At 63.9% G+C, this 24,812-nt stretch carries 26 protein-coding genes; 6 read left to right on the top strand and 20 right to left on the bottom strand.

Going from position 1 to position 24,812, the window contains the following annotated elements; all coding sequences use genetic code 11:
• The first annotated feature begins 46 nt into the window (after positions 1 to 46).
• From flgK to IGS55_RS09375, 4 genes are all read left to right on the top strand, one after another.
• Positions 47 to 2,014, top strand: coding sequence for a flagellar hook-associated protein FlgK (gene flgK, locus IGS55_RS09390; protein ID WP_230517239.1), 1,968 nt, complete (start codon positions 47 to 49; stop codon positions 2,012 to 2,014).
• A 51-nt stretch (positions 2,015 to 2,065) separates the two neighbouring features.
• Positions 2,066 to 3,307 carry a flagellar hook-associated protein FlgL gene (gene flgL, locus IGS55_RS09385; RefSeq protein ID WP_230517240.1) on the top strand — a complete coding sequence of 414 codons (1,242 nt, stop codon included), beginning with the start codon at positions 2,066 to 2,068 and terminating at the stop codon, positions 3,305 to 3,307.
• 166 nt (positions 3,308 to 3,473) lie between these two features.
• Entirely contained in the window at positions 3,474 to 3,917 is a 444-nt protein-coding gene (locus IGS55_RS09380; protein ID WP_230517241.1) for a MarR family winged helix-turn-helix transcriptional regulator, read from the top strand.
• A gap of 45 nt (positions 3,918 to 3,962) precedes the next feature.
• A complete protein-coding gene (locus IGS55_RS09375; RefSeq protein WP_230517242.1) occupies positions 3,963 to 5,222 on the top strand; it encodes an MFS transporter in 1,260 nt (419 codons plus the stop codon).
• Positions 5,223 to 5,231: 9 nt separating this feature from the next.
• Here IGS55_RS09375 and IGS55_RS09370 read toward each other — a convergent pair whose 3' ends face one another.
• Positions 5,232 to 6,128, bottom strand: a complete 897-nt coding sequence (locus IGS55_RS09370) for a LysR family transcriptional regulator ArgP (RefSeq protein ID WP_230517243.1) — start codon at positions 6,126 to 6,128, stop codon at positions 5,232 to 5,234.
• Between the two features lie 73 nt (positions 6,129 to 6,201).
• On the opposite strand from IGS55_RS09370, the gene IGS55_RS09365 reads away from it, so the two are divergent.
• A complete protein-coding gene (locus IGS55_RS09365) occupies positions 6,202 to 6,849 on the top strand; it encodes a LysE/ArgO family amino acid transporter (protein ID WP_230517244.1) in 648 nt (215 codons plus the stop codon).
• Positions 6,850 to 6,855: 6 nt separating this feature from the next.
• Here the strand turns inward: IGS55_RS09365 and fliR are convergent, their stop codons facing one another.
• The 13 genes from fliR to fliF all read right to left on the bottom strand — a co-directional run bounded on the left by fliR (position 6,856) and on the right by fliF (position 18,185).
• Positions 6,856 to 7,722 carry a flagellar biosynthetic protein FliR gene (fliR, locus tag IGS55_RS09360; RefSeq protein ID WP_230517245.1) on the bottom strand — a complete coding sequence of 289 codons (867 nt, stop codon included), beginning with the start codon at positions 7,720 to 7,722 and terminating at the stop codon, positions 6,856 to 6,858.
• 16 nt (positions 7,723 to 7,738) lie between these two features.
• Positions 7,739 to 8,008 (bottom strand): flagellar biosynthesis protein FliQ, encoded by a 270-nt coding sequence (gene fliQ / locus IGS55_RS09355; protein WP_034754044.1) that lies wholly within the window; start codon positions 8,006 to 8,008, stop codon positions 7,739 to 7,741.
• A gap of 9 nt (positions 8,009 to 8,017) precedes the next feature.
• Positions 8,018 to 8,794, bottom strand: coding sequence for a flagellar type III secretion system pore protein FliP (gene fliP, locus IGS55_RS09350; RefSeq protein WP_442908153.1), 777 nt, complete (start codon positions 8,792 to 8,794; stop codon positions 8,018 to 8,020).
• Positions 8,784 to 9,371 (bottom strand): flagellar biosynthetic protein FliO, encoded by a 588-nt coding sequence (fliO, locus tag IGS55_RS09345; RefSeq protein ID WP_230517246.1) that lies wholly within the window; start codon positions 9,369 to 9,371, stop codon positions 8,784 to 8,786. The genes fliP and fliO overlap by 11 nt, the downstream gene beginning before the upstream one ends.
• Complete coding sequence (gene fliN / locus IGS55_RS09340) at positions 9,368 to 9,802, bottom strand: flagellar motor switch protein FliN (protein WP_034754038.1); 435 nt, start codon at positions 9,800 to 9,802, stop codon at positions 9,368 to 9,370. The genes fliO and fliN overlap by 4 nt, the downstream gene beginning before the upstream one ends.
• A 48-nt stretch (positions 9,803 to 9,850) precedes the next feature.
• Positions 9,851 to 10,837, bottom strand: coding sequence for a flagellar motor switch protein FliM (gene fliM, locus IGS55_RS09335; protein ID WP_034754035.1), 987 nt, complete (start codon positions 10,835 to 10,837; stop codon positions 9,851 to 9,853).
• Between the two features lie 6 nt (positions 10,838 to 10,843).
• On the bottom strand, positions 10,844 to 11,356 hold the full coding sequence (fliL, locus tag IGS55_RS09330) for a flagellar basal body-associated protein FliL (protein WP_070259366.1): 513 nt from the start codon (positions 11,354 to 11,356) through the stop codon (positions 10,844 to 10,846).
• A gap of 186 nt (positions 11,357 to 11,542) precedes the next feature.
• Positions 11,543 to 12,835, bottom strand: coding sequence for a flagellar hook-length control protein FliK (locus IGS55_RS09325; RefSeq protein ID WP_230517247.1), 1,293 nt, complete (start codon positions 12,833 to 12,835; stop codon positions 11,543 to 11,545).
• A gap of 19 nt (positions 12,836 to 12,854) precedes the next feature.
• The gene (gene fliJ, locus IGS55_RS09320) at positions 12,855 to 13,295 is read right to left on the bottom strand and encodes a flagellar export protein FliJ (RefSeq protein WP_139092279.1); all 441 of its coding nucleotides are present in this window, start codon (positions 13,293 to 13,295) and stop codon (positions 12,855 to 12,857) included.
• Between the two features lie 32 nt (positions 13,296 to 13,327).
• On the bottom strand, positions 13,328 to 14,644 hold the full coding sequence (gene fliI / locus IGS55_RS09315) for a flagellar protein export ATPase FliI (RefSeq protein WP_230517280.1): 1,317 nt from the start codon (positions 14,642 to 14,644) through the stop codon (positions 13,328 to 13,330).
• A gap of 89 nt (positions 14,645 to 14,733) precedes the next feature.
• A complete protein-coding gene (locus IGS55_RS09310; RefSeq protein WP_230517281.1) occupies positions 14,734 to 15,435 on the bottom strand; it encodes a flagellar assembly protein FliH in 702 nt (233 codons plus the stop codon).
• 43 nt (positions 15,436 to 15,478) lie between these two features.
• Complete coding sequence (gene fliG, locus IGS55_RS09305) at positions 15,479 to 16,477, bottom strand: flagellar motor switch protein FliG (protein ID WP_034754023.1); 999 nt, start codon at positions 16,475 to 16,477, stop codon at positions 15,479 to 15,481.
• On the bottom strand, positions 16,470 to 18,185 hold the full coding sequence (gene fliF, locus IGS55_RS09300; protein WP_230517248.1) for a flagellar basal-body MS-ring/collar protein FliF: 1,716 nt from the start codon (positions 18,183 to 18,185) through the stop codon (positions 16,470 to 16,472). Before fliF ends, fliG begins: the two co-directional genes overlap by 8 nt.
• Before the next feature lie 316 nt (positions 18,186 to 18,501).
• Here fliF and fliE point away from each other — a divergent pair, with 316 nt between their 5' ends.
• A complete protein-coding gene (fliE, locus tag IGS55_RS09295) occupies positions 18,502 to 18,804 on the top strand; it encodes a flagellar hook-basal body complex protein FliE (protein WP_230517249.1) in 303 nt (100 codons plus the stop codon).
• A 79-nt stretch (positions 18,805 to 18,883) separates the two neighbouring features.
• Here fliE and IGS55_RS09290 read toward each other — a convergent pair whose 3' ends face one another.
• From IGS55_RS09290 to fliD, 6 genes are read right to left on the bottom strand one after another with little or no spacing between them, the layout of a single operon-like run.
• The gene (locus IGS55_RS09290; protein WP_230517250.1) at positions 18,884 to 19,630 is read right to left on the bottom strand and encodes a flagellar brake protein; all 747 of its coding nucleotides are present in this window, start codon (positions 19,628 to 19,630) and stop codon (positions 18,884 to 18,886) included.
• 25 nt (positions 19,631 to 19,655) lie between these two features.
• Positions 19,656 to 19,982 (bottom strand): EscU/YscU/HrcU family type III secretion system export apparatus switch protein, encoded by a 327-nt coding sequence (locus IGS55_RS09285; RefSeq protein WP_035821344.1) that lies wholly within the window; start codon positions 19,980 to 19,982, stop codon positions 19,656 to 19,658.
• Positions 19,975 to 21,156, bottom strand: coding sequence for a flagellar hook-length control protein FliK (gene fliK, locus IGS55_RS09280; RefSeq protein WP_230517251.1), 1,182 nt, complete (start codon positions 21,154 to 21,156; stop codon positions 19,975 to 19,977). The genes IGS55_RS09285 and fliK overlap by 8 nt, the downstream gene beginning before the upstream one ends.
• A gap of 17 nt (positions 21,157 to 21,173) precedes the next feature.
• Positions 21,174 to 21,500 (bottom strand): flagellar protein FliT, encoded by a 327-nt coding sequence (locus IGS55_RS09275; RefSeq protein ID WP_230517252.1) that lies wholly within the window; start codon positions 21,498 to 21,500, stop codon positions 21,174 to 21,176.
• A gap of 3 nt (positions 21,501 to 21,503) precedes the next feature.
• Positions 21,504 to 21,950 carry a flagellar export chaperone FliS gene (fliS, locus tag IGS55_RS09270; protein WP_230517253.1) on the bottom strand — a complete coding sequence of 149 codons (447 nt, stop codon included), beginning with the start codon at positions 21,948 to 21,950 and terminating at the stop codon, positions 21,504 to 21,506.
• Between the two features lie 21 nt (positions 21,951 to 21,971).
• Positions 21,972 to 24,650: a flagellar filament capping protein FliD gene (gene fliD / locus IGS55_RS09265; protein WP_329958137.1), complete on the bottom strand. Its 2,679-nt coding sequence runs from the start codon at positions 24,648 to 24,650 to the stop codon at positions 21,972 to 21,974.
• Positions 24,651 to 24,812: the final 162 nt, after the last annotated feature.

Below are 24,812 nucleotides of genomic sequence, written 5' to 3'. Positions count from 1 at the left end.
CGCCGCGGCTGCCGTAAATACTCATGACAGTAACCAATAAGACACCATGACTTCGAATCTACTCAGCATCGGTAAGAGCGGTTTGCTTGCAGCGCAGGTGGGCCTGTCGACGACCGGGCATAACATCACCAATGCCAACGTGGCCGGCTACAACCGCCAGGTGGTGCTGCAGCAGACTTCGCAGTCCAACTATGCGGGCTATGGCTTCGTTGGCACGGGCACGGAAGTGTCGCAGATCAAGCGCCAGTACGACAGCTTCATGGCCACCCAGGTCAACACCGCGCAAAGCGCGACCAGCGCACTCGACGCCTATTACACGCAGATCAGCCAGATCGATAACTTGCTGGCCGATCCCACGGCGGGCCTGTCGCCCGCTTTGCAGGATTTCTTCAAGGGCGTGCAGGATTTCAGTTCCAATCCCTCGTCGGTCGCATCGCGCCAGGCGCTGCTGTCGAGCGCGGGCTCGCTCGCTTCCCGCTTCCAGGGCCTGAGCGCGCGCCTGACGGAGATCGGCGACGGCGTCAATTCGCAGATCACGTCGAATGTGACGGTCATCAATACCTACGCCAAGCAGCTCGCCGAGTTGAATAAATCGATTTCCCAGTTGTCGGTCGACGCCAGCAACCAGCCCAACGATCTGCTGGATCAGCGCGACCAGCTGATCACGGAATTGAACAAATACGTGAAGGCGACGGTGCAGCCCGCTGCCAACAATACCGTTACCATTTCCATCGGCGCGGGGCAGCCCCTGGTGGTGGCCGACCGCAGCTTCGAGCTGGCGGCCACGCCTTCGCGCACGGACCCGAACCGCATCGAGGTGGGCTATGTCACGGGCAATACCGTGACCGTGCTGCCGGACAACTCCCTGACCGGCGGCTCGCTGGGCGGCTTGCTGGAATTCCGTAGCGGCACCCTGGACAATGTCCAGAATTCGCTGGGCAAGGTGGCCATCGCGCTGGCCAGCACCTTCAACGACCAGCACAAGCTGGGCCAGGATTTGAATGGCGCCATGGGCGGCGACTTTTTCAAGATCCCCGATCCCGTGATCGGCGCCGACCGCGGCAACAACACCAGCAGCACCACCGTGCTGTCGGCCAAGGTCAGCGATCCGACCAAGCTGACGGCCAGCGATTACAGCTTGAAATACGACGGCAGCAACTATGTGGTGACGCGCGAGTCCGACGGCGCGCACACCATCATCAATCCGTATCCGCAAACGGGGCCGCAAACCATCGACGGCGTCGACTTTTCGATCTCGGGCACGGCTGCCCAGGGCGACAACTACGTCATCAGGCCGACGGCGAATGGCGCGGCCGGCTTGAACGTGCTGATCACCGACCGCAACAAGATCGCCGCCGCTGCGCCGATCGTCACGTCGGCGACTGTGGCCAATACGGGCTCGGGCAAGCTCAGCGCCGGCTCCGTCGACAAGGCCTACCTGACCCCGGGCAATGCCCTGACGGGTCCCGTGACCTTGACCTACGATAAGGCGACCACCTCGCTGACGGGTTTCCCGGCGGGCCAGGCGGTGACGGTCAAGGGCTTGAACGGGGCCACCACGACGTATCCGGCCGGTACGGCGAACATCCCGTATACGGAAGGCGACAACTTCAGCTTTGGCGGCATCAATGTCAGCATGACGGGCGCGCCGGCGCAGGGCGACACCTTTACCATCAAGCCCAATGCGGGCGGCGTGGGCGACAACCGCAACGCCGCGCTGCTGGCGGGCTTGCAGACGAAGAATATCCTCGATGGCGGCAATGCCACGTTCCAGGGGTCGTATGCGCAAACCGTCAGCTTCGTGGGCAACAAGACGCGCGAAGTGCAGGTCAGCGGCCTGGCCAGTCTTGCCTTGCTGCAGCAGGTTAGCACCCAGCAGCAGGCCGTCTCCGGCGTCAACCTCGACGAAGAGGCAGCCAACCTGCTGCGTTACCAGCAGTCCTACCAGGCGTGCGGCAAGGTCATGCAGATTGCCAGCACCCTGTTCGACGTGGTGATCGGCCTGGGACGTTAATCAATTTTTGCCGCGACGTAGCGCGCGGCGGCTTTCTGGAAGGGCAGCATCATGCGCATCAGCACACGAATGATTTATGACCAGGGCAGCTCGCAGCTGAACAATCTGCAGGGCGCCTTGAACCGTACGCAAATGCAGCTGTCGGCGAACCGCCGCAACCTGACGCCGGCCGACGACCCGATCGCCTCGTCGCGCGCGCTGGAAGTGACGCAGTCGCAATCGATCAACACGCAATTCGTGACGAACCGTTCGAACGCCAAGAATTTCCTCTCGCAGGAAGAGCTGGCGCTGGGCAGCACCGCCTCGCTGATCGCCGACGTGCAGCAACTGGTGCTGAAGGCCGGTAATCCGGCATTGAAGGATATCGACCGCCAGAGCCTGGCCACGGAGCTGAAGGGCCGCCTGACGGACCTGATGGGCATCGCCAACACGTCCGACAACGCGGGCGGCTACCTGTTTTCCGGCTACAAGTCGACGACCCAGCCGTTCAGCCAGACGCCGGGCGGCGCCACCTACGTGGGCGACCAGGGCCAGCGCGAGCTGCAGGTGGGCTCGGCGCGCTACCTGGCCACCAGCGACTCGGGCGCGGCCGTGTTCGAGAACAATTTGACGGGCAACGGCAAGTTCACCACGGCGGCCGATCCGGGCAACTTTACGCGCGGCGGCGCCGGCATCATTTCCGGCGGCACCGTCACCGACCCCACCAAGTTGACGGGGCACAAGTACTCGATCGACTTCCAGGTGACGGGCACGGGCACGGATGCCAAGACGACCTATACCGTGACGGATGTGACCCTGGGCCAGACCATTCCGAATCCGGCCGTGCCGGTGGCCTATAAATCGGGCGACGCCATCAACTTTGACGGCCAGCAAGTCAATGTCGCGGGCAAGCCAGCCGACCTGGACAAGTTCACCCTTGAGCCCAGCAGCAAGGAATCGATCTTTACCACGATTACCAACCTGATCGGCGCACTGGGCCAGCCGGCGACGGGTGACGCGGGGCAGGCACGGCTGACGGCCAGCCTGAACACGGCGCACGATCTGCTCGACACGGCCTACGACAACGTGCTGTCGGTGCGCTCGGAAGTCGGGTCGCGCCTGAAGGAACTCGATTACCTTGACAGCGCCGGTGACGACCTCGACATCCAGTACGCCACCACTCTGTCGGACCTGCAGGACCTGGACATGGTGAAAGCCATTTCCACCTTCAGTCAGCAACAGGTAACCCTGCAGGCGGCGCAGAAATCGTTCACCTCGATCTCGGGCCTGTCGCTGTTCAACTACATCAGCTAAGAACGGGCATCGGCAGGACGACCGGCAAGCCGGGGCAGGGAGGACATCTCCGGCCCCGGCTTTTTTGCGTCCGCAATCTGGTCACTTGGACAAGATATGCAGGCAAACTGTGCAGTCTACCTGTGTATCTGTTATAGTAGGGGCCGTTGATCCACTTTCGCTCCCCATGCACACCCCACAAGAAGACCACGAACAAGTCCTGCAACTGGCCGGCGAATTGCGCATCCTGATCGGCAATTTGCGCCGCCGCCTGCGCGAAGAGGCGCACCTGGGGGACGTCAGCATGTCGCAGGCATCCGTGCTCAGCCGTCTTGAGCGCGACGGCCCGGCCACGGCCAGCAGCCTGGCGCGCGCCGAAGGCATGCGGCCCCAGTCGATGGCCGCCACCGTGCAAGCCTTGACGGAAGCACAGATGGTGACGGGTTCGCCCGATCCGGCTGACGGACGGCAAACGATATTGACCCTGACGGACAGCTGCCGCGCCTGGATCGCGGCCAGCCGCGCCGCGCGCGAAGACTGGCTGGCGCGCACCATTGAAACCCGGCTCACGCCGGACGAAGTCACCGAATTGAACCATGCGGTGGCATTACTCAAACGCTTGGCGGAATGATCCGCTGCTAGACCTTAACACCCGGCAAGGAGCCCGCACGCCCAGATGAACAACACATTCCGTTCGCTACGCATTCCCAATTACCGTATCTGGGCCGGCGGCGCCCTCGTGTCGAATATCGGCACCTGGATGCAGCGCACGGCGCAGGATTGGCTGGTGCTCAGCGAATTGACGCAGCACAATGCCAGCGCCGTCGGCATCGTCATGGCCTTGCAGTTCGGCCCGCAGCTGCTGTTGCTGCCCCTGACGGGCATGGCGGCCGATTTGCTCGACCGGCGCAAGCTGCTGCTGTGCACGCAGGCGGCCATGGGATTGCTGGCGCTGGGACTGGGCTTGCTGTGCATCAGCGGCCTCGTGCAACTGTGGCATGTGTATGTGTTTGCTTTCCTGCTCGGTTGCGTGACGGCCTTCGATTCGCCCGTGCGCCAGACCTTCGTTGCCGAGATCGTCGGCGAGGAAGACTTGACCAATGCCGTGGCGCTCAATTCCACTTCGTTCAATGCGGCACGCATGCTGGGCCCGGCCGTGGCCGGCTTGCTCATCAGCAGCGTCGGCAGCGGCTGGGTCTTCATCATCAACGCCGTCTCGTTTGCCGCCGTGATCGGTTCGCTGTTGCTGCTGCGCGTGGAATTGCTGCGCCGCACGCCGCGCCTGAATGCCACGCGCGCCAGCCTGGGCGAGGGTTTCCGCTACGTGCGCCAGCGGCCCGACCTGATGGCCGTCCTGCTGATGCTGTTCCTGATCGGCACCTTCGGCTTGAACTTCCCCATCTTCCTGTCGACCATGTCCGTGACGGCTTTCCATGCGGGCGCCGGCCAGTATGGCGTGCTCAGTTCCGTGATGGCTTGCGGTTCCGTGGCCGGCGCCTTGCTGGCGGCGGGGCGCGGCCAGCCCACCCTGGCCTTGCTGCTGGGCGCGGCCGCGCTGTTCGGCCTGGCGTGCGCGCTGGCCGCCGTGATGCCCAATTACTGGCTGTTCGGCATGATGCTGGTGGTCATCGGCATCGCCGCGCAAACCTTTACCACCAGCGTCAACAGCAGCGTGCAACTGTCGACGGCACCCGCCATGCGGGGCCGCGTGATGGCCATCGTGCTGGCCATTTCGGCGGGTGGCACGCCGCTGGGCGCACCCATCGTGGGCTGGGTGGCCGACACCTTCGGCCCGCGCTGGGCGCTGGGCATCGGCGCTTTGTCCGGCCTGGCGGCGGCTCTCGTCGGCGTGCGCTACCTGGTCAAATATCACCAGTTGCGCTTGAACGTCGACGTGCGGCGCTGGCGCTTCGCATTCAGCAGCGACCAGCACTGACGCCAGCTGTCAGGGCGGCAGCAGGCCCGTGCGGGCGGCGGCCAGGATGGCTGCGCTCAGGCCGTCGAGCAGGCTCGAGGCGGCGCGCGCCGTATGCCAGTGCAGGGGCACGTCCAATGGCGCAGCGGGCAGCAGTTCGACCAGGCTGCCATTGTCGAGACAGGGCTGGATCAGCGCTTGCGGGTGCAAGCCCCAGCCCATGCCGGCCAGCGCTGCCGTGACGAAGGCGTGCGACGAGGGCAGGGTATGGCGCGGCAATTCCACGTGCCGGTGGCACAGGCGGCGCACCCAGCGCGCCTGCAGCTCATCCTTGGTATTGAAGACGAGGCTGGGCGCCAGCGCCAGGCTGGCGGCACCGACGCCTTGGGCAAAATGCCGCTGCAGGAAGGCGGGACTGGCGGCCGCCAGGTAGCGCATGGCGCCCAGCGGACGGCTGTTGCAGCCGGAAGCGGGCCGGGCCGTGGCGCTGACGGCCGCCAGCACGGCGCCGCTGCGCAGCCACTCTGCCGTATGGTCCTGGTCGTCGACGGCCACTTGCAGCAGCACGGGGTGCGCGGCCGCGAAGGCGGCGATGGCGGGCGCCAGCCAGGTGGCCAGGCTGTCGGCGTTCACGGCGACGGGCACGCTGGCGCGCGACATGCCCTGGGCTGCCAGCGCCGGCAAGGTGCCCTGCAAATCCTGCTCCAGCAGTTGCACCTGGTCCACATGCTGGCACAAGCGCCGGCCCGTTTCCGTGGCGCGGCAGGGCTGGTCGCGTATCACCAGCGCGCAGCCGACGCGCTCTTCCAGCAGGCGGATGCGCTGCGAAATGGCCGATGGCGTCACGTGCAAGGCGCGCGCCGCGCGCTCGAAACTGCCTTCGCGGATGACGGAAGCCAGCGCGGCGAGGGCGGCATAATCGAGCATGAATGAAGTTTTCCTTAACTTGCTGTAGAAAAGGTAGTTTGCCTTCATTTCGTTCGGCTGGCAAGATCGCCGCATGACACTCTCGACCGCCACCACACCACTCGTTTTTTCCGTCTTTTTCCAGGGCTTGACCTTGGGCCTGGGCCTCATCGTTGCCATCGGCTCGCAAAATGCCTTTGTCTTGCGGCAAGGCTTGCGCCGCGAACACGTGGGCGCCATCGTGCTGTTTTGCGCCGTGGCCGACGCGGCGCTGATTGCCGCCGGCGTCCTGGGCATGTCCCGTGCGCTGGGGCAGCGCCCCATGCTGGCCAGCGCGCTGGCGCTGGGCGGCGCCATTTTTCTGGCCGTCTACGGTTGGCAAGCGCTGCGGCGTGCGTGCCGGCCCCAGCAGCTGCGCGCCGCCGAAGGCGGTGCCGGACTCGGCCTGGCAGCCATCCTGGCGCAGGCGGCGGCATTTACCTTGCTCAATCCCCATGTCTATCTGGATACGGTATTGCTGGTGGGGAGCATTGGCGCCCAGCAGCCGGGCGTAATGCGCGGCTGGTTTATCGTTGGCGCCAGCGCGGCCAGCCTGCTGTGGTTTGCCTCGCTCGGCTATGGCGCGCGCTGGCTGGCGCCGTGGTTTGCGCGGCCGCGGGCCTGGCAAGTGCTCGATGGCTTGATCGGCGTGACCATGTTCGTGCTGTCGGCGCTGCTGCTGCGCCACGCGCTGGGCTGGTAGACCTGATCAGCGCGCGGGCGGCAGCGGCGCAGGCGCAGGCAGTGCCGGGCGCAAGGGGTTCGGCGGCGCGGGCGGCGGTGGCCGGTCGCGCGTGGCAAAGCCGCGCGGCAGCAAACGCGCCGTTTCTATGCCGCGCAGGAACATGTTCTGGAACGGCGTGGCCAGGTAGGGCAGGACCATGCCGATCACCAGCAAGCCCACGCCCAGGGTGACGGGGAAGCCGATACCGAAAATGTTCAGCTGCGGTGCGGCCCGCGTCAAGATGCCCAGGGCCACGTTGGTCAGCAGCAGGGCAGCGATGATGGGCAGCGAAATTTGCAGCCCGGAACGGAAGATTTCCCCGCCCCAGGCAGCCAATTGCTGGAAACCGCCGCCGCTGATGGGGCTAGCCGAAATGGGCAGGCTGACAAAGCTTTCCGCCAGCGCCGCCAGCAAGACCAGGTGGCCGTTGACGGTCAAAAACATCAAGGTGGCCAGCATCACAAGGAACTGGCTGATGGCGGACGACCTGCCCTTGGTTTGCGGATCGAAGAACGAGGCGAAGCCCAGGCCCATGGTGAGACTGCTGAGTTCGCCGGCCATTTCGATGGCGGAAAACACGATGCGGATGGAAAAGCCCATGGCCAGCCCCACCAGCATCTCTTGCGTGAGGATCAGCAAGCCGGGCAGGGACATCGGGTTGACGGCCGGCAAGGCCGGAACGGTGGGGGCGATGATCATGGCCAGCAGCGCGCCCAGGGTCACCTTGACGCTGGCCGGCAGGGCCGCGTTGCCAAAGAGCGGCGCGGCCGCGATCAGGCCGAGGATGCGGCTAAGCGGCCACAGCAATGCTGCGATCCACGTATTGAGTTCGATGCTGGACAGGGTCAGCATGGCAGCAATCGCGGCACTAGCCCACCAGGTTCGGGATGCCCGTAAACACCTGGCGCATGTAGTCGAGCATGACGGACAGCATCCACGGACCGGCCACGACGATGGCGACAAAGATGCCGACCAGTTTGGGGATGAAGGACAGGGTCGCCTCGTTGATCTGCGTGGCCGCCTGGAAAATACTGACGATCAGGCCGATGATGAGGGCGACGAGCAGCATGGGCGCGGCCACCATCAGGGTGATTTCCATCGCATGGCGGCCCAGGGTCATGACGCTTTCGGGTGTCATCTGGTTCCCCTAGTAAAAACTCTGTGACAGCGAACCCAGCAGCAACTGCCAGCCATCGACGAGCACGAACAGCATCAGCTTGAACGGCAGCGAGATCGTGGCGGGCGACATCATCATCATACCCATCGACATCAGCACGCTGGCGACCACCATGTCGATGATCAAAAACGGGATGAAGATGGCAAAGCCGATCTGGAACGCCGTCTTCAGTTCGCTGGTGACGAAGGCGGGCACGAGGATGCGCAGCGGCACGTCTTCCGGACCTTGCAAGGCCGCCGAGCGCGACATCTTGGCGAACAGGGCCAGGTCGGCCTGGCGCGTCTGCTTGAGCATGAAGGTTTTCAGGGGATCGACGCCCTTGTCCAACGCCTGCTGCATGGTGATCTTGTTTTCCTGATAGGGCTGGTAGGCATCCGTATAGATCTTGTCGAACACGGGGCCCATGACGAACAGGGTCAAAAACAGGGCCAGCCCCACCAGCACCTGGTTCGGCGGCGCCGATTGCGTGCCGATGGCCTGGCGCAGCAGGGACAGCACGATGATGATGCGCGTAAAGCAGGTCATCATCAAGAGGGCTGCCGGCAAAAAGGTGAGCGACGTCATCAGGATGAGCGTCTGTACCGGCAGCGAATAATTCTGGCCGCCGCCCGGCGCCGGCGTGCTGTTGAAGGCCGGGATGCCAGGCTGGGCCATGGCCCACAGCGGCAAGGCCAGGGCAATGGCCGCCAGCAGCCAGGTCAGGGGAGTCTTCAAGGTGGACCATGCCATCTGCTGCTTATTTCCCATTGCGTTTTTCGATGGTCTGTTTCAGCCACTCGGAAAAATTGGCGGCCGCGGGGCCGTTTTGCGCCGTGGCCAGTTGCGGCAGATCACCTTCCTGGCGCGGCATGGTGGCCAGCGCGTTGATCCGGCCGGGCGAGGCGCCGACGACGATCCACTGGTCGGCCACTTCGACGAGGACGATGCGCTCGCGTCCGCCCAGGTTGAGCGAGCTGACGACGCGCATCTTGTTGTTGCCGCCCATGACCTTGGGGCCATAGCGCTTCATGAACCAGGCCAGGCCGATCAGCAGGGCCAGCACGAACATCAGTGCGAGGATGGTTTGCAGCAGGCTGCCGGCCGAGCTTGTTGGCGCCATCGTTGCCGGTGCGCCTGGCGGCATGGCGGGCAGGGCGGCGGCCGGCGAGGCAGCCGAAGAAACTGCTGGCGCCGTTGCGGCGGCAGGCGGTGTCTCGCTTGCCACGGCGACGGAAGCGCTGGCGGCGCTGGCCGCCGGCATGGATGCGGCTGGCGCTTCAGCCAGGGCAATGCTGCATGCCGCCATGAGCGGCAGCATGGTGGAAATCAACAGGCCAGGCTTCATTTATTCAATTTTCGGATGCGTTCGGAAGGCGTGATGATGTCGGTCAGGCGGATGCCGAACTTGTCATTGACCACCACCACTTCGCCCTGGGCGATCAGGCAGCCGTTCACCAGCACGTCCATCGGTTCGCCGGCCAGGCCGTCGAGCTCGACCACGGAACCCTGCGCCAGTTGCAGCAGGTTCTTGATGGCGATCTTGGTGCGGCCCAGTTCGACCGTCAGCTGCACGGGGATATCGAGGATGAAATCGATATCGTTGTGCGTTTCCGACTTCGATGCCTGCTTGGAAAAGTCCTTGAACACGGCGGCGCTGGCGGCGCTGGCCGTATTGGCGGCCTGGTTTTGCAGCGCTTCGGCTTCCGCCTTGGCCTGCTCGGCAATGGCCGCGCCCCAATCGTCTTCCGCGCTTTGGTCGTCTTGGTTGTCAGACATGTGTTTCTCCTGTTGTACAGATGCGGGCCGCAGCGGCCCGGGTATTCTTTAGTGGTTATTCATGTTATCGGCATTGGCGAGGAGTTTCTCCACCTTCAATGCATATTGTCCGTTCAACACGCCGTACGTGCAATCCATCACGGGCACGCCATCGACGGTGGCGGCGATCAGTTCGGGAATATTCAGCGGGATGATGTCGCCCACCTTCATGTTCAGGATTTCATCGAACGACACGCGCGCCGTGCCCAGCGAAGCCACCAGCTCGACTTCGGCGATCTGGATCTGCTGCGTCATCAGGCGGATCCAGCGCTTGTCCACTTCCAGCGCCTCGCCCTGCAGGCTCGAGGTCAGCGAATCGCGGATCGGCTCGATCATCGAATACGGCATGCAGAAGTGGATTTGTCCGGAAACGGAGCCTAATTCCACCGTAAACGTGGATGCCACCACCACCTCGTTCGGCGTGGCGATGTTGGCGAACTGCGTGTTCATTTCCGAACGGATATATTCGAACTCGACGGGGAAGACCGGCTCCCACGACTTGGTATAGGCTTCGAAGACGATGTCGAGGATGCGCAGAATGATGCGCTGCTCCGTCTGCGTAAAGTCACGCCCTTCGACGCGCGTATGGAAGCGTCCGTCGCCGCCGAACAGATTGTCGACCAGCAGGAAGACGAGGCCTGGATCGAAGACCATCAGGGCCGTGCCGCGCAGGGGCTTCATGTGCACCAGGTTCAGATTGGTCGGCACCACCAGATTACGGATGAACTCGCTGTATTTCGAGACGCGCACGGAACCGACCGACACTTCGGCGCTGCGGCGCAGGAAGTTGAACAGGCCCACGCGCAGCAACCGGGCGAAACGCTCGTTGATAATTTCCAACGTTGGCATCCGGCCGCGCACGATGCGCTCCTGGGTTGCCAGGTTGTAGGTACGAACTCCCGTGACGTCTTCCGGCGCCTGCGCGTCGTCCTGGTCTCCGTTGACGCCCTTCAGAAGGGCATCGACTTCTTCCTGGGAGAGGAAATTATCGGCCATGGCTGCTTATTGAATGATGAATGCGGTAAATAATACGTCCGTCACGTCCTGCTCCGGCCCTTTGTCCTCGAACGGCTGGTTCACCTGGTTGATGATTTCGGCCGCCAGCTGCTGCTTGCCTTCCACGGTATTGAGTTCGGACGCCTTCTTGCCGGACAGCAGCAACAGCAAGCGGCTGCGCACTTTTGGCATGTTCAGCTTGATCGAGTCCATTTCTTCCGGACTGCTCACCTGCAGGGTAAACGCGATCTGCAGATATTGCTCGCCATTTTCCGGCTGCAAGTTGACGGTGAACGCGTCGACGGGCACGAAAACGGGGGGGCCAGCCTTGGAAGCGGCATGCTTTTTCTTGCTCGGCGCCGATTCTTCTTTATCGGCCTTGCCATGCAAGAAGTACCAGGCGGCACCGCCACCGATGCCGCCGGCCACCAGCACCGAGGCCAGCACAATGATCAGAAGCTTCTTTTTCGAGGCGCCGGCGGGAGCCAGGCCTGCATCTGCTTTCGGATCTGCTTTCATTTTTGGATTTGCTTTCAATGGTACTCGGGTGCATGGAAGTGGATCACGACGCCATTATGTCATTATCGGCAAATTCTGCGCAGAAGGATGCAGTGAAAAGAGGGCGGAAGCGCCCTCAACTCGCTGTTTTTATACGAAAAGTTATGCCGTGGGAGGCGCCTGTGGCCTGCGGACGACGAATTGTCCTCAGGCAAAGGTATCCACGGCACTCAGGCTGGGCCGGCTGCGTCCGGCCGTCGCCGGCGCGATGGCGATCTCGCCACCGGAGGCGCCGCCGCCCTGGCCATTGCCACGGCGTTCGCCCGAGGCGGCGCGTTCGCCATTGTTTTGCTGTTCCGGCGTGCCGGCCGAGACGGTGGCGCTGCCGAAGGCGATGCCCGCTTCGCTCATCATTTCGCGCAAGCGCGGCATGGCCGCTTCCAGCGCCTGGCGTACTTCCGGCTGGGCCGACATGAAGGCGGCGTCGGCCTGGTCATTGGTGACCGTCAGGACCACTTGCACGGGGCCCAGGTCGGGCGGATTCAGGGTCAGGGTGGCGCTCTGGTCGCCACCGGCCGCCATCCACACGACTTTCTGCCCCAGTTGCTGGTCCCAGGCCGGCGAGCCGACCCGGCCCGTCAGCTTGTCGGCCGGCACGGCCACGGCGGCCGCCGCCTGCTGCAGCGCGCCCGGCTGCAGCTGGGCCGCCAGGCGGCTCAGGTCGGCTGGTGTTTCCTTGATGACCGGTTCGGCCACGGCGGTACCCGCCTTGGCGGTCGCTGCCAGCTGGGCGTCGATGGCCAGCTTGCCCGGTTCGGCCTTGCCTGCCGGCACGCTGGCGCCTGGTGTGGCGGCCGCCTTGCCCTGGGCCTGGCCCAGGCTGTCGGCAAAGTCGCCGCCGTCCGCTTGCGCGATGACGGTGGCGGCGGCCTTGCCGCTGCCCTGGCCGGCTGCCAGCAACGGCCCCGTTGCCAAGCCCTTGCCGTCGGCCTTGACGCCGGCGCGCGCGGGCAGTTCCGGCATGGCTTTGGCCGCTGGCGGCTGGATGGCCAGCTGGATGCTGCCCACGAGGGCCAGCATCTCGGCGGCCGGATCGGCTGGCGGAGTGACTGTCGCGTCGGGGACGGCAGGGACGCTGGCCTCGGCCGTGGCGCTGGAACCATCGCCGCTGGCTTGTGTGGCCGCCTCGGCAACTGGCGCGGACGGCTGTTCGCTGCTGGCCGGCTGTTCGGTGCCCGCTTGCGCCGGCTTCGCTTCACTGGAGGGTGCCGGCGTCGCCGGCGCTGGCGCGGCCGCCGGGCTGGCGGGGCGCGCCGCCGCTGGCGCAGCTGCTTGCGTTTGCGCCATATTGCGGCTGGCCTGGCGTTGCTCGATCTGGCGGTTCAGGGTGCGCTGGAAGTCGCCCGCCGCGCCGCTGGTGGACGGCTGGCTGCGGTTGGCGGCGCCCGGCGTGGCGTTCGGCGAGATAATCTGGGAAATCGGGGTTGGCTGGGTTTGCATGATGCTGCCTCAGTGTTGCTTAGCGTTTGTAATAGGCTTGTCGCGCCGCGTGCTCATCCATTGCTTTCTGGTCGCGCTTGTTTTCCAGCTTCAGCGCCTGTTCCTGCGCCCGGTTGTTCAGGGTCGTGTACGACATGCGCTTGCGTTCGGCCAGCTGCCAGCGCATCTTTTCATTGTCGCTGCGCGCTTGCGCATGCTCGACCACTTGCTGCTGGCCCATGATCGCGCTGTCGAGCTTGGCCATGAAAGCCTGGAAATTGCGGTACGCCATCGGCGTGATCCCGTTGCTCATGCTCGCCTCGAAGCGCTGGGCATAGTCGTCACGGTAGCCGGACAGCATGTCGAGCTTCTGGCGGCAATCATCGAGCGCTTTCAGGGCCGCGCCCAGGCGCTTGGCGCAGTCGTCCGTTTCGCGCTGGGCGAGGTCGATCAGGGTTGCAAGTTGGGAAGGAGAAGCCATGGCTGATTATATTCCCGCTATGCAAGTCCTAATCAGTCGAATAGAGCGGTAAGTTGCCCCAAGCTCTCGTCCATGCTGACCCGCTCCGTGATTTGCTGTTGCAAAAACGCTTCAATCTTTTCATGCAGTGCGATGGCCTGGTCCAGCACGGGGTCGGTGCCGGCGCTGTAGGCGCCCACGCTGATCAGGTCGCGGCTGCGCTCATAGCGCGAATACAGCTGTTTCAGCTTGCGTGCCTGCTGCTGGTGCTCGTGCGTGGTGATCGAGTGGGCGGCGCGCGAGATCGATTGCTCGATGTCGATGGCCGGATAATGGCCCGCTTCGGCCAGGCGGCGGTTCAGCACGATATGGCCGTCCAGGATGGCGCGCGCCGAGTCGGCGATCGGGTCCTGCTGGTCGTCGCCCTCGGTCAGCACGGTGTAGAAGGCCGTGATCGAGCCGCCGCCTTCCTCGCCATTGCCGGCCCGCTCCACCAGCACGGGCAGCTTGGCGAAGACGGAGGGCGGATAGCCCTTGGTGGCGGGCGGTTCGCCGATGGCCAGGGCGATTTCGCGCTGCGCCATGGCGTAGCGGGTCAGCGAATCCATGATCAGCAGCACGTTTTGCCCCTGGTCGCGGAAATGTTCGGCAATCGCCGTCGCATATGCGGCCCCTTGCAGGCGCATCAGCGGCGGCGTGTCGGCCGGCGCGGCCACGACGACGGAGCGGGCCAGGCCTTCGGCGCCGAGAATCTGTTCGATGAATTCCTTCACCTCGCGTCCCCGTTCGCCGATCAGGCCGACGACGATCACGTCCGCCTCCGTGTAACGGGCCATCATGCCCAGCAGCACGCTTTTACCGACGCCGGAACCTGCGAACAGGCCCATGCGCTGGCCGCGGCCCACGGTCAGCATGGCATTGATCGAGCGCACGCCCACGTCGAGCGTATCGACGATGGGCGCGCGGCCCAGCGGATTGGCGGGGCGTACGTTGATGGGAGCGCTGTCGGTCGTGTGCAGCGGGCCCAGCTGGTCGAGCGGCCGGCCCGCGCCATCGAGCACGCGGCCCAGCAGTTGCGGACCCACGGGCAGGTGGCGCGCGCGGTCGCTGGGGCGGCGGCGCGGGTGCGCCACGCTGCCCGGGCGGGGGATGGCCGGTTCGACGGAAAATACGCGCGTGCCGGGCACGATGCCCTCGACGTCGCTTTGCGGCATCAAAAACAGGCGGTCGCCTTCGAAGCCGACGACTTCCGCCTCGACCCGGCCGCCATTCGGCAGCGGCACGGTGCAGGCGGCGCCGACGGCCAGGCGCAAACCCACGGCTTCCATCACCAGGCCGGCCACGCGCGTGACCCTGCCTGAAATTTGCATCGGTTCGACAAAGCCGACGACGGCCGAACAGTCGCTCAGGTAGGCGCGCCAGCGCGCCGCATGGGCAGTGGGGCCTTTGACGGGCTCGCTCACGGCGCCAGCCAGTCCATGTCTTTGCCCAGCGCATGCGTCAGGCGGTGCCAGCGGGTAGACGCCTGCGCGTCGATCTGGTTGCTGGCCGTGTCGATCTTGCAACCGCCGCGTTCCACGCTCGGGTCTTCGATGACACGCCAGCCGCCCTTGTCGAGCTCATCGCCAATGCCGTCGCGCACCACTTGCGCGTCTTCCGGGTTGAGCATCAGCAAGGCTGGTTGTTGCAACACTGGCAAGTATTCGATGGCTTCGCGCACGATCGGCAACATCAGCTCGGGGCGCACGGGCAAGGCAGTTTTCAGCATGCCCTTGGCCAGCTGCAGCGCCAGTTCCATCACGTCGTTGGCGATCAGTTCGTCGGCCTGGTGCACGGCCGTGCCGAAGTCGACGGCGATGGTTTGCAGATGCGCCAGTTCCACGCTAGACGCCGCCTTGCCTTGCGCATACGACTCGGCATGGCCGTCGGCATGCCCGGCCGCATGGCCTTCCGCATAGCCGGCCGCGCGGCCTTCCTCAAAGGCCGTGGCGCGCGCTTCCTCGCGGATGGCGTCGAGCTCTTCCTGCGTCGGATATTCGAGCGGCGGGGCCAGCTCTTCCTCGTGCAGTTCGGCAAACGGGTCGAGCTCGGGCTCGGGATCCGGTTCCAGCAGCTTGCGCGCCGCCACCACGCTGGGGCGCTCGTCGCCAAACGAGGTCATTTCCCAGCGCTGGTAGGCGGTTTGCTGCTCTTTGGGAATCAAATTAGACAAACGAATCCTCGCCTTTTCCACCTAAGACAATCTGCCCTTCGTCCGCCAGGCGGCGCACGATCTGCAGGATCTGTTTCTGCTGCGATTCCACTTCCGACAGGCGCACGGGGCCTTTCGACTCGAGGTCTTCGCGCATCATCTCGCCGGCGCGCTGCGACATGTTCTTGAAGATCTTGTCGCGCAGCTCCTGCGAGGCGCCTTTCAGGGCGATGATCAGCATTTCCGACTGCACTTCGCGCAGCAGCAGCTGGATGCCGCGGTCGTCGATATCGATCACGTTGTCGAACACGAACATTTCGTCCATGATCTTTTGCGCCATGTCGTTGTCGTAGTTCTTGATGTTGTCCATGACGGAGCCTTCTTGCTCGCCGCTCATGAAGTTCAGGATCTCGGCTGCCGCGCGCACGCCGCCCAGCGACGATTTCTTGATGTTTTCGTTACCCGACAGCAGTTTCGTCAGCACGTCGTTGAGTTCGCGCAAGGCGGCCGGCTGCACGCCGTCCAGGGTGGCGATGCGCAAGACCACGTCGTTGCGCAGGCGGTCCGTGAAATGGCCGAGAATTTCGCAAGCCTGGTCGCGCTCCAGGTGGACGAGGATGGTGGCGATGATCTGCGGGTGCTCGTTGCGGATCAGCTCGGACACGGATTGCGAATCCATCCATTTCAGCGATTCGATGCCGGACGCATCCTTGCCGCCCAGGATGCGCGACAGCAGCACGGACGCCTTGTCGTCGCCCAGCGCCTTGGTGAGGACTTGGCGGATATATTCGTCCGAATCGAGGCCGACGGTGGAGTTGAGTTCCGTCTGCGCGCGGAAGTCGCCGAGCACCTCGACCACCTGCTCGTGCGCGATGCCCTTCATGGTGGCCATGGCGGCGCCCAGTTTCAGCACCTCGCGCGGGCCGAGGAATTTCATGACCTCGGCCGCTTCGCTCTCGCCCAGTGCCAGCATCAGGATCGATGCTTTTTGCAGTCCCGTTGTCTCAGTCATTATTGCCTATCCATGCTTTGATTACGTTGGCCACCACGCGCGGGTCTTCCTGGGCCAGTTTCCTGGCCATCGCCAGGTTTTCGCGATAACCGCGGGCCGTATCTTCTTCCAGCTCTTCCAGTTCCGCCTCGCTGAGCAGGACCTCGTTTTCCTCGTCCGTTTTCGCCAGTTCCGGCTCGATGACGGGCGGCGGGGCGCCGAAATCGTCGATCTTGCGCATCACGGGGCGCAGCATCGGACGCACGATCTTGATGAAGATATACAGCAGGATCAGGGCCGTGATGAGGAATTTCGCCAATTCCTTGGCCAGCGGCAAGTTGGCCGGGTCGCGCCACCATTCGAGCTTGCCTTCCGGCGCGCGGTCGATGCCGTCGAAGGGCGAGTTGGCCACGCTGAAGCTGTCGCCGCGTTCCTTGTTGTAGCCCATCGCTTCCTTGACCAGATTATTGATCTGAACCATTTCGGCAGGGGAAATCGGCTTGACCGTGACCTTGCCATCCTTGTCGAAGCTGCGGCGGTAGTTGACGACGACGGCCACCGACAGGCGGCGCAGGCCACCCATCGATTTCTGTTCGTAGCGCACGGTCTTGTCGACTTCATAATTGGTCGTCGATTCCTTCTGGGTCGGCGCCGTCGGCGCGCCGCCCGGGGCGCCCGGCGCCTCGGCCGTCAATGGCGCCGTGGCCACGCCAGGCGGCTGGTTCGACAGCGCGCCCGGCACGCCGGACGGGTTGGCATTGCCGGCGCCCGTCGATTCGCTCGTTTGCTGGCTGCGGATGGTGGACGCTTCCGGCGGCGAATTCGGCTTGTAGGTTTCGGCCGCCTGCTCGCTTTGCGAGAAATCGACGTCGGCCGTCGCTTCGGCGCGTACATTGCCTTCGCCGACGATGGGCAGCAGGATCGATTCGACCTGCTTGATCACGCTTTGCTGCAATTGCTGCACGTACTTCAGCTGGTTCGGGTCCAGGCTCTTGATGCCGTTGGCGCGGTCCTTGTCCTTTTCCTGATTCGACAGCAAGGTGCCGGCCTGGTCGACCACGGTGACATTGATCGGCAGCAATTCCGGCACGCTCGACGCCACCAGGTGGACGATGGCGCTCACCTGCAACTGATCGAGGCCGCGGCCCGGATGCAGGTTCAGCAGTACGGAAGCCGTCGGTTTTTGCTGTTCGCGCACGAAGACGGACGGTTTGGGCAGGGCCAGGTGGACACGCGCCGTATCGACGGCGGAGACGGATTCGATCGATTTGGCCAGTTCGCCTTCCAGTGCGCGCTGGAAATTGACCTGTTCCAGGAATTGCGAGACACCCAGCTTCTGGTTTTCCATCAGCTCGAAGCCCACGTTGCCGCCTTTCGGCAAGCCTTGCGCGGCCAGTTTCAGGCGCGCGTCGTGGACTTGCTCGGACGGCACGAGAATGGCGCCGCCGCCTTCGGAAAACTTGTGCTTGATGCCCAGCTGGTCCAGCGAAGCGGTGATGGCGCCGCCGTCGCGGTCCGTGTAGTTCGAGAACAGGACTTTGTATTCAGGCGGCTGGTTCCACATGTACAGGGCCACGCCGATGGCGATCAGTGCCGCCACGCCCAGGCCGCGCAGGAAATTCTTGCCCATCGGCGTCTTGGCGAACGCTTGCACGGACTCCACGGGCGAGCGGGCAGGCGCCGGTTCCGGCGGTATGCGGTTCACATCGATTTCTTCGGCTACAGCCATGATTGCCTTCCGGGGCGCGTATGTTTGCTAATGAGTGGGGGCCGCTTCCACTGGAGGAGGGGGCGATATGCAGAATTATCCGCCACTGTCACGCGCTTCAATCGTCCAAATAGAAGGCGCTTTTGCCGCCTGCTCGGCCGAGCGGCTGGCGTTGGCGCTGGTATTGTGGAACCCTGGCAACATGTGACGGAAGTTATTGTACCCGTCGTTGCCTTGCAAGCCAGGGTTTTGTTCTCTGGGTGCAACAGGCAGGAATAGACCAGAATCGGGAGGCAAAGTGAAAACAGGCGGTATCGATAGCAGCAGGATCGAGGCGATGATCGCGCAACTGAAGTCGGCGGCCACGCGGCCGGAGGCGAAAATACCGGCGATCCAGACCGAGATGCCGGCGGCGAAGGTGAATTTTGCCGATGCCTTCAAGAGCGCGCTGGACTCCGTGAGCGGCGCGCAAAAGGCTTCGTCGGCGCTGGGTCAGCGCTTTACCATGGGCGATGAAAAGGTCAGCCTGTCGGACGTGATGGTAGCGATGCAAAAGTCGAGCATCGAATTCCAGGCGACCGTGCAGGTGCGTAATAAGTTAGTTGCTGCATATCATGAGATCATGAATATGCAGGTTTAACTGTTGAGAACCCAAAACGAAGACTGGGGTCGGACCCGCCGGGTCCGGCCCCGGCCCTTGCGTTTTGGGTTAACTATGATCAGCCCAACCCTGCCATCCGTGCATTCCGCTCACGCTCCAGCCGCGTGATATAGCGCTGCACGTGCGCCAGCATGCTGCGCGGCAGGTCGACGAACTGGCAGCCGAGGCGGCGGTTCAGTTTGTTGTTCAGCAGGGTCATGTCCAGCGAATTGCGAATTTGCAAAGTCGCGGTGACGATGCCGACGTCGGGCAAGTCGATGCGGCAACCGGGATAGTCCCTGCCGATCGTCTCGCCCAGCATCAGTTTATTGTCAAGGATGGCGATGCCGCCGCAGCTGATGTCGGCCAGCGGAAACAGGGTGTCGGCGCCGCCCAGCGAGGGCGGCAGGGGAATCGAAACGCGCACGGGATTGCTCACGGGCGTCGTCATGCGGTAGTACTCGCGCCGCTGCAAGCGGATCAGTGTTTCTGGTATGGCAATTTTCAAGGCGGGCGTGCCGCCGTAATTGCACTCTTCCACCAGGGCGCTGGCAAACAGGATGCGTATCTTGTCGAGCGAGGTTTCAAACGAAATGCCCTTGGCGGCCAGCATGCGCCGGTTCTGGTCGGCGTTCACGGAACGGTCGAGGATGACGGTGTTGCGGTCCGCATCGACTTCCAGGATGGACGTGACGCACACATCGGATTCACCGTGGATCAGCATGCGGATCAGCTGGTTCTTTTCGCTGATGCCGCGCAGCAAGGCAATGATTTCCCGCCGCGATTCCACTTCAAAATCATGCCAGTTTTCGAGGCCGGAATCCATAATATGTGCTTGCATTGATGCCTGTCTATGTATCGGTGAGGTTGACGCTGGTGTCGGGCGGCGGCGGAATCGGCCCGCCATTCGCAGATTCAATATGATATAACCAGGCCAGCAGTTCCGCAATCGCCCGATACAGGCCGGGCGGAATCTGGCGGTCCAGGTCGACATCCATCAGCAGCGCCACCAATTCCTTCGATTCATGCACGAACACGCCGTGTTCGCGTGCCGTGCTGATGATCTGGTCCGCGATCAGGCCGCTCCCCTTGGCCACCACCTTGGGCGCCGGCGTGCCGCTCTGGTAGGCCAGCGCGACGGCCGTCTGCGGCACCTTGCGTTTGGTGTCGTCAAGCATCGTCTTCTCCAGCCGCCGCCTCCGGCTTGCCGGCGATCGTCAACGACGACAATGGCCATCCGGCCGCGGCTAGCGACGCTTCGAGCCGCGCCGCATGCTGGCGCAAGGTGTCGGCACTGCCTTCGCTGCCCGCTTGCAACTGGATCGCCACTCTGCCGCCCTGCAAGACCACGTGCGCGGCCAGGTCGCCCAGCAGGGGGAACTGGAAGCGCACATTGCTGCGCCAGGCCGTCGCTTCCTCGTCGCCCTCGCGTCCTTCGTGCTGCTGTCCTTCCGGCGCATCGCGGCTGATATCCCACTGCATCTTCTGCCCGGGCCAGGCTTCGCCCTGCCACTGCACGCGCGCCTGTTCGTGCGTATGCAGCTGCAAATTGATCAGTTGCGCCGAAGCAAGGTCGGTGCCCGTTCTGGCCATGTCGCCCTGTGCCGCCTTCTGCATTTGCGGCTCCAGCAGCAGCGAGGCCAGCGGCCGCTTGCCTTCGGCCCATTCGGCCACGTGCGATTCATAGAACAGGCCGCTGCTGCCGACCGCATCGCGCAGGTTCTGGGCCACCTGGGCCGGAGCGGCGCCCGGTGTGGCCATCAGCGGCGTCTTGCCGACCACCGACAGGGGCGCGCCGGGCACGCTTTCCGCCTGGCTGAGCACAGTGCTGATGGCGCGCGCGGTGGTGCTTAGCTCTGGCGCGGGCGTGTCGCCGGCCAGGGCGGGCAGCAGGTTGGCCGGCGTCAGGGGCGCGCGGCTGAGCAGGGTGGCGGCCGTGCTGCTGGCGCGCGTGCCGGCCTGGGCGGCGCCGGCCTGGGGGCCGCGCAGGTCGGCTGCTTCGGGCTCGGCTTCCGCGTCCGCATATGTCAGCAGGGCGCTGGCGGGCTGGTCGCGGTTATTGCCGATTTGAAAAGAGGGGCGGGGATTGATACCGATCAAGGTCAGCGGGATTTCCGTGCCCGGCTGGGCGCCGGCGGGCAACTGCATGCGCGCCGGCGTGCCGGCCACGCGCACGAGGAAGCTGCCGTCGCCCATGCGGGCCAGTACCTGTCCCTGCATGGATTTGCCGATGAGTCCCTGCAGCGAGCGCTGGAACTCGGCCTGGCGCGGGTCGGCGACGGCATCGGCCGCCCGCGTGGTCTTGACCGGGGTCAAGGGCGTCATGCCGATCGCATCCATCTTCGGCAACATGGCGCCCCCGTGTGCGCTTACGCGCCGTAGGCGTTGGCCAGGCGCCGTTCAGTGCCGGTGCTGTTGATCAGCTTGGACAATTGCGCCATCCATGGCATGGTCAGGTCGCGGATCTTGCGGTCGTCTTCGAGCATCTGCTTGATCAGCGTGACCTTGCGCTGGCGGCCGGCGGTCTCCAGCACGACTTTTTCTTCATTCGCCTTCAGCGTGGCCACATGCGCGCTGATGCGCTGTTCCAGCGCTTCGAGCTCGTCCCAGTCGGCGTTGGTGGCGGCGGTTACCATCTGGCCCGTCAGGGACTGCATGGCTTCGTAGGTGGTCAGGACTTCTTGATTCGTCATCATGGGTCAGGCGCTCGCAATGCTGGGCATACGTTTCAGATCGGCGCCGGGAATGGCGGCGGGAGTGGCGCCTATGGCGTTCCAGGTTTCGCGCAGGTCGGTCAGCAGGCGCTGCACTTCTTCCAGCAGGGTAATATCGTTGTTCAGGTTGGCCGTCAGCAGGCGCGCGCTCATGTACTCATACAGGGCGTCGAGGCCTTCCGCGATCTGGCCGCCCGCTTCCTTGTCCAGGCTGGCGCGCAAGCCATTGTCGATGATCTGGATGGCTTTCGAGATGGACTTGCCTTTTTCCGGCACATTGCCCGATTTCATGTGCATCTGCGCGCTGAGCACAGCCACCAGGGCGCCGTCGTACAGCATCACGATCAGCTTGTGCGGCGAGGCCGAGACGATACCCGTTTCCAGGCCGACCTTGGCATAGGCATTGACGCCGCGTTGTTGGGTTCCAAACATATGTTCTCCTGATGATTGGGCTTAACGGTTGGCGGCGAGGGCGGCCAGCTGCTGGGTCAAATACGATTGCGTGGTCGCCATTTTGCTCAGCGTCACGTCCAGGCGCGTGTACTGGGCGCGGTAGCGCGCTTCGATACCCGTCAGCTTGTCTGCAAAGCGCTGGCGCTGGTCGGCCACATCCTTGATGCTTTTGTTGATGCCTGTGGTGCGGCCGGTGATAAGGCCGTCCGTGCCGAGGAAGGAGGTGGCCAGGTTGTTCAGCTGGTAGGCGTAGCCCTGCGAAAAGCTCACCGTGCCCCGGTCGCCCAGGCCGCCGCCCGTCACTTCGATCTTCAGGCCGTCGGCAGGCGAACCGGGCGCGCCCGTCAAGGTCTGGCCCGAACCGATGACGGCCTGGCCGCCGATGGTGCCGGCCACGTCCGTCCCCTTGGTAGGCGTGACGCCGGCGCCGATCAGCGATTCCACGCCCGTGCCGGTGACGCTGGCCACGGCCAGGTTGGAGACGGAGCCGTAACGGGCCGACGCCACTACCAGGCGGCCATTGCCGTCGATCGAAGCTGTCACCGATCCGCCGTTTTCACTGAAGGTCTTCACGCCGTTGATCGACGACTGGATCATGCCGGCCAGCTGGGCCGGCGTATAGTTGCCAGCAGGTATGGTCACGGTCGCCGTATTCTTGGCCGCCGCAGGTTCCGTGTCGTTCAGCGTGACGCTCCACGTGGTGTCGCTGGCAATCGTCGTCGATGCCGGCAAGGTCAGGGTGCCGTTCAGGGTGCCCTGGCTGGCCATGTTGGTGATGTTCAGCGCATACGAGCCGGGCTTGGTGGCGGCCGTCGAACTGGTGAAGCTGACGTTGCTGTCCGTGGTTTTTCCCAGGGCAGAGAAGAGGCCGGCCACGTCGGAGAAATTGGCGCTGATGGCCTTGTCCAGCACGGCCGAATCGAGTACCAGGCTGCCGTCTTTCTGGAAGGTAATGCCGACCTGGTCCAAGGTCTTCAGGTTGCCGGCCAGTCCAGTGATCGATGTGCTCAACTGCTTGCGCAGCTGCGACTGGATCGACTGCGTGGTCGAATCGCCCAGCATGACGCCAGCCTGCTTGGTTTCCGCGTTGTATGACGTCATTTTGGCGATCGACGCGTTCAAGTCGTTGTACGCCTTGACGAAGGCGGTGACGCCGGTCTTCACCGTCGACGTGTCTTTCGACACGGACAGCGAGCTGTTGCCCACCTTCAGCACGTTCAGGGTCACGCCTTCGATGGCGCTGTCGATGCTGTTAGAGCTGTTCGTGATGGGAATGCCGTTGACGCTGAGCATGGTGTTCTGCGCGGCACTGTTCTGTTTCAGGTTTTGCGTGCCCGACGCGTCGTAGGACAGCAAGTCGCTCAGCGCGCTGTCGGCGGGCTGGCCCTCACTGCCGCTCAGCGAAATCTTCATGGAGGAGTTGGCACCCGACTTCGACGAGCTCAGCACCAGATGGTGCGGCTTGTCCGAACCATCGGAAACGATGCTGGCGGTCACGCCCAGGCCCGCATTGTTGATGGCGTCGCGGATGCCTTGCAGCGAGTTGTTTGTCGAATCGATGACCACCGTGCCGGTCGCCTGCGTCGCATCCTGGGTAAAGCCGCTGCCGATATACGCACCGCCGGCACCGGCCGTCAGCCCGGCCGCCGCCGGATTGCTGCCGGCAACCGTGATGGGGCTGCCATTGGTTGAGGCGAGCGTGATGGAACTGGCGACGGTGACATTAAAGCCCGTGTTGGTGGCCGTGGACGCATGGCCGATGCCGCCCTTGACGTCGCCCGTGACCACTTCCTCGATCTGGATGTTGGAGCCGTCGGCGCGCGTAAATTGCAGGGTGCCGTCGGCAGCCTTGCCGGTGACGGTGATGTTCGCTTCTGCCAGCGCGTTCGAGACGGCGTTCGGGCCGGCCAGGGTGGTGTCGAGCGAGGCGCCCGTAATACCGGCACCCGCAGCCACGCCATTGCCTTGCGTAACGATATTGACGCCGCCGACGGACAGCGCATAGGTGCCGTCGGCTCCCGTGGCAACATTGCCATAGCCGGCGAACAGGGTGGCGTTGCTGGCGGCCGGCTGCGCCGTTGCCGTCACGCCCGTGGTGCTGCTCTTGGCATTGATGGCTTCGGCCAGCGCGCGCGTGCTCTTGGTCGTGCTATCGGTGGGAATGGCCGTGCCATTCAGGGTCAGGGAGCCGTTGTTGATGCCGTTTTGCAAAGTGGTACCGCTGAGCGCCGTACCTTTCATGCCGAAGATACCACCGGTAACATTGCCCAACTGGAAGGAAATGGTGGTCTTGGCGCCCGAGCCGATGGTGGAAATCTTGCTGGCGTAGCCGGCCGAGGTCAAGGTTTGCGACTGCGCCAGCTGGCTGACATTGATATTGTAATTGCCGGCCACGGCCTTGGCGCCAGCCGAGGCCGTGAACACCAGAGGGTCGGCAGGCATCGCCGAGACGGCGCGGAAACTGTTGCTGTTGCTCAAGCCCGAGAGAGAGGTCTGGAAGGCGCCCACGGCGCCGCTCAGCGTGCCCAGCGCGCTCAGCTTGGCCTGGTAGGAAGCGGTTTTCTTGTCATACGATGCCAGGGGCAGTGCTTCAGCTGTCATCAGCTTATCGATGAGGGCGGTGACGTCCAGCGTGCTGTTGCCGATGCCTGGGGAGGATAAGGTTGGTGAGATGGCCACTACATGCTCCTAGGAAAACACTAATATAAGCTGTTATCGGCAGAATCAATCAGGACTTGAGAGGGGCTTTTATGGTCCTGTTTTCAGCTGGCAGAACAGGCGGGGCGCAATGGCGGGGTTTTGTTATGTGGAGTGCACTAAAAAACAGGGCCAGTCCAGGTG

Origin of the sequence: Janthinobacterium sp. EB271-G4-3-2 (assembly GCF_020858035.1) — a bacterium.
Lineage (GTDB): Bacteria > Pseudomonadota > Gammaproteobacteria > Burkholderiales > Burkholderiaceae_D > Janthinobacterium > Janthinobacterium aestuarii.
The sequence above is the reverse complement of the archived record's forward strand: the minus strand, read 5'-3'. Positions and strand labels throughout refer to the sequence as shown.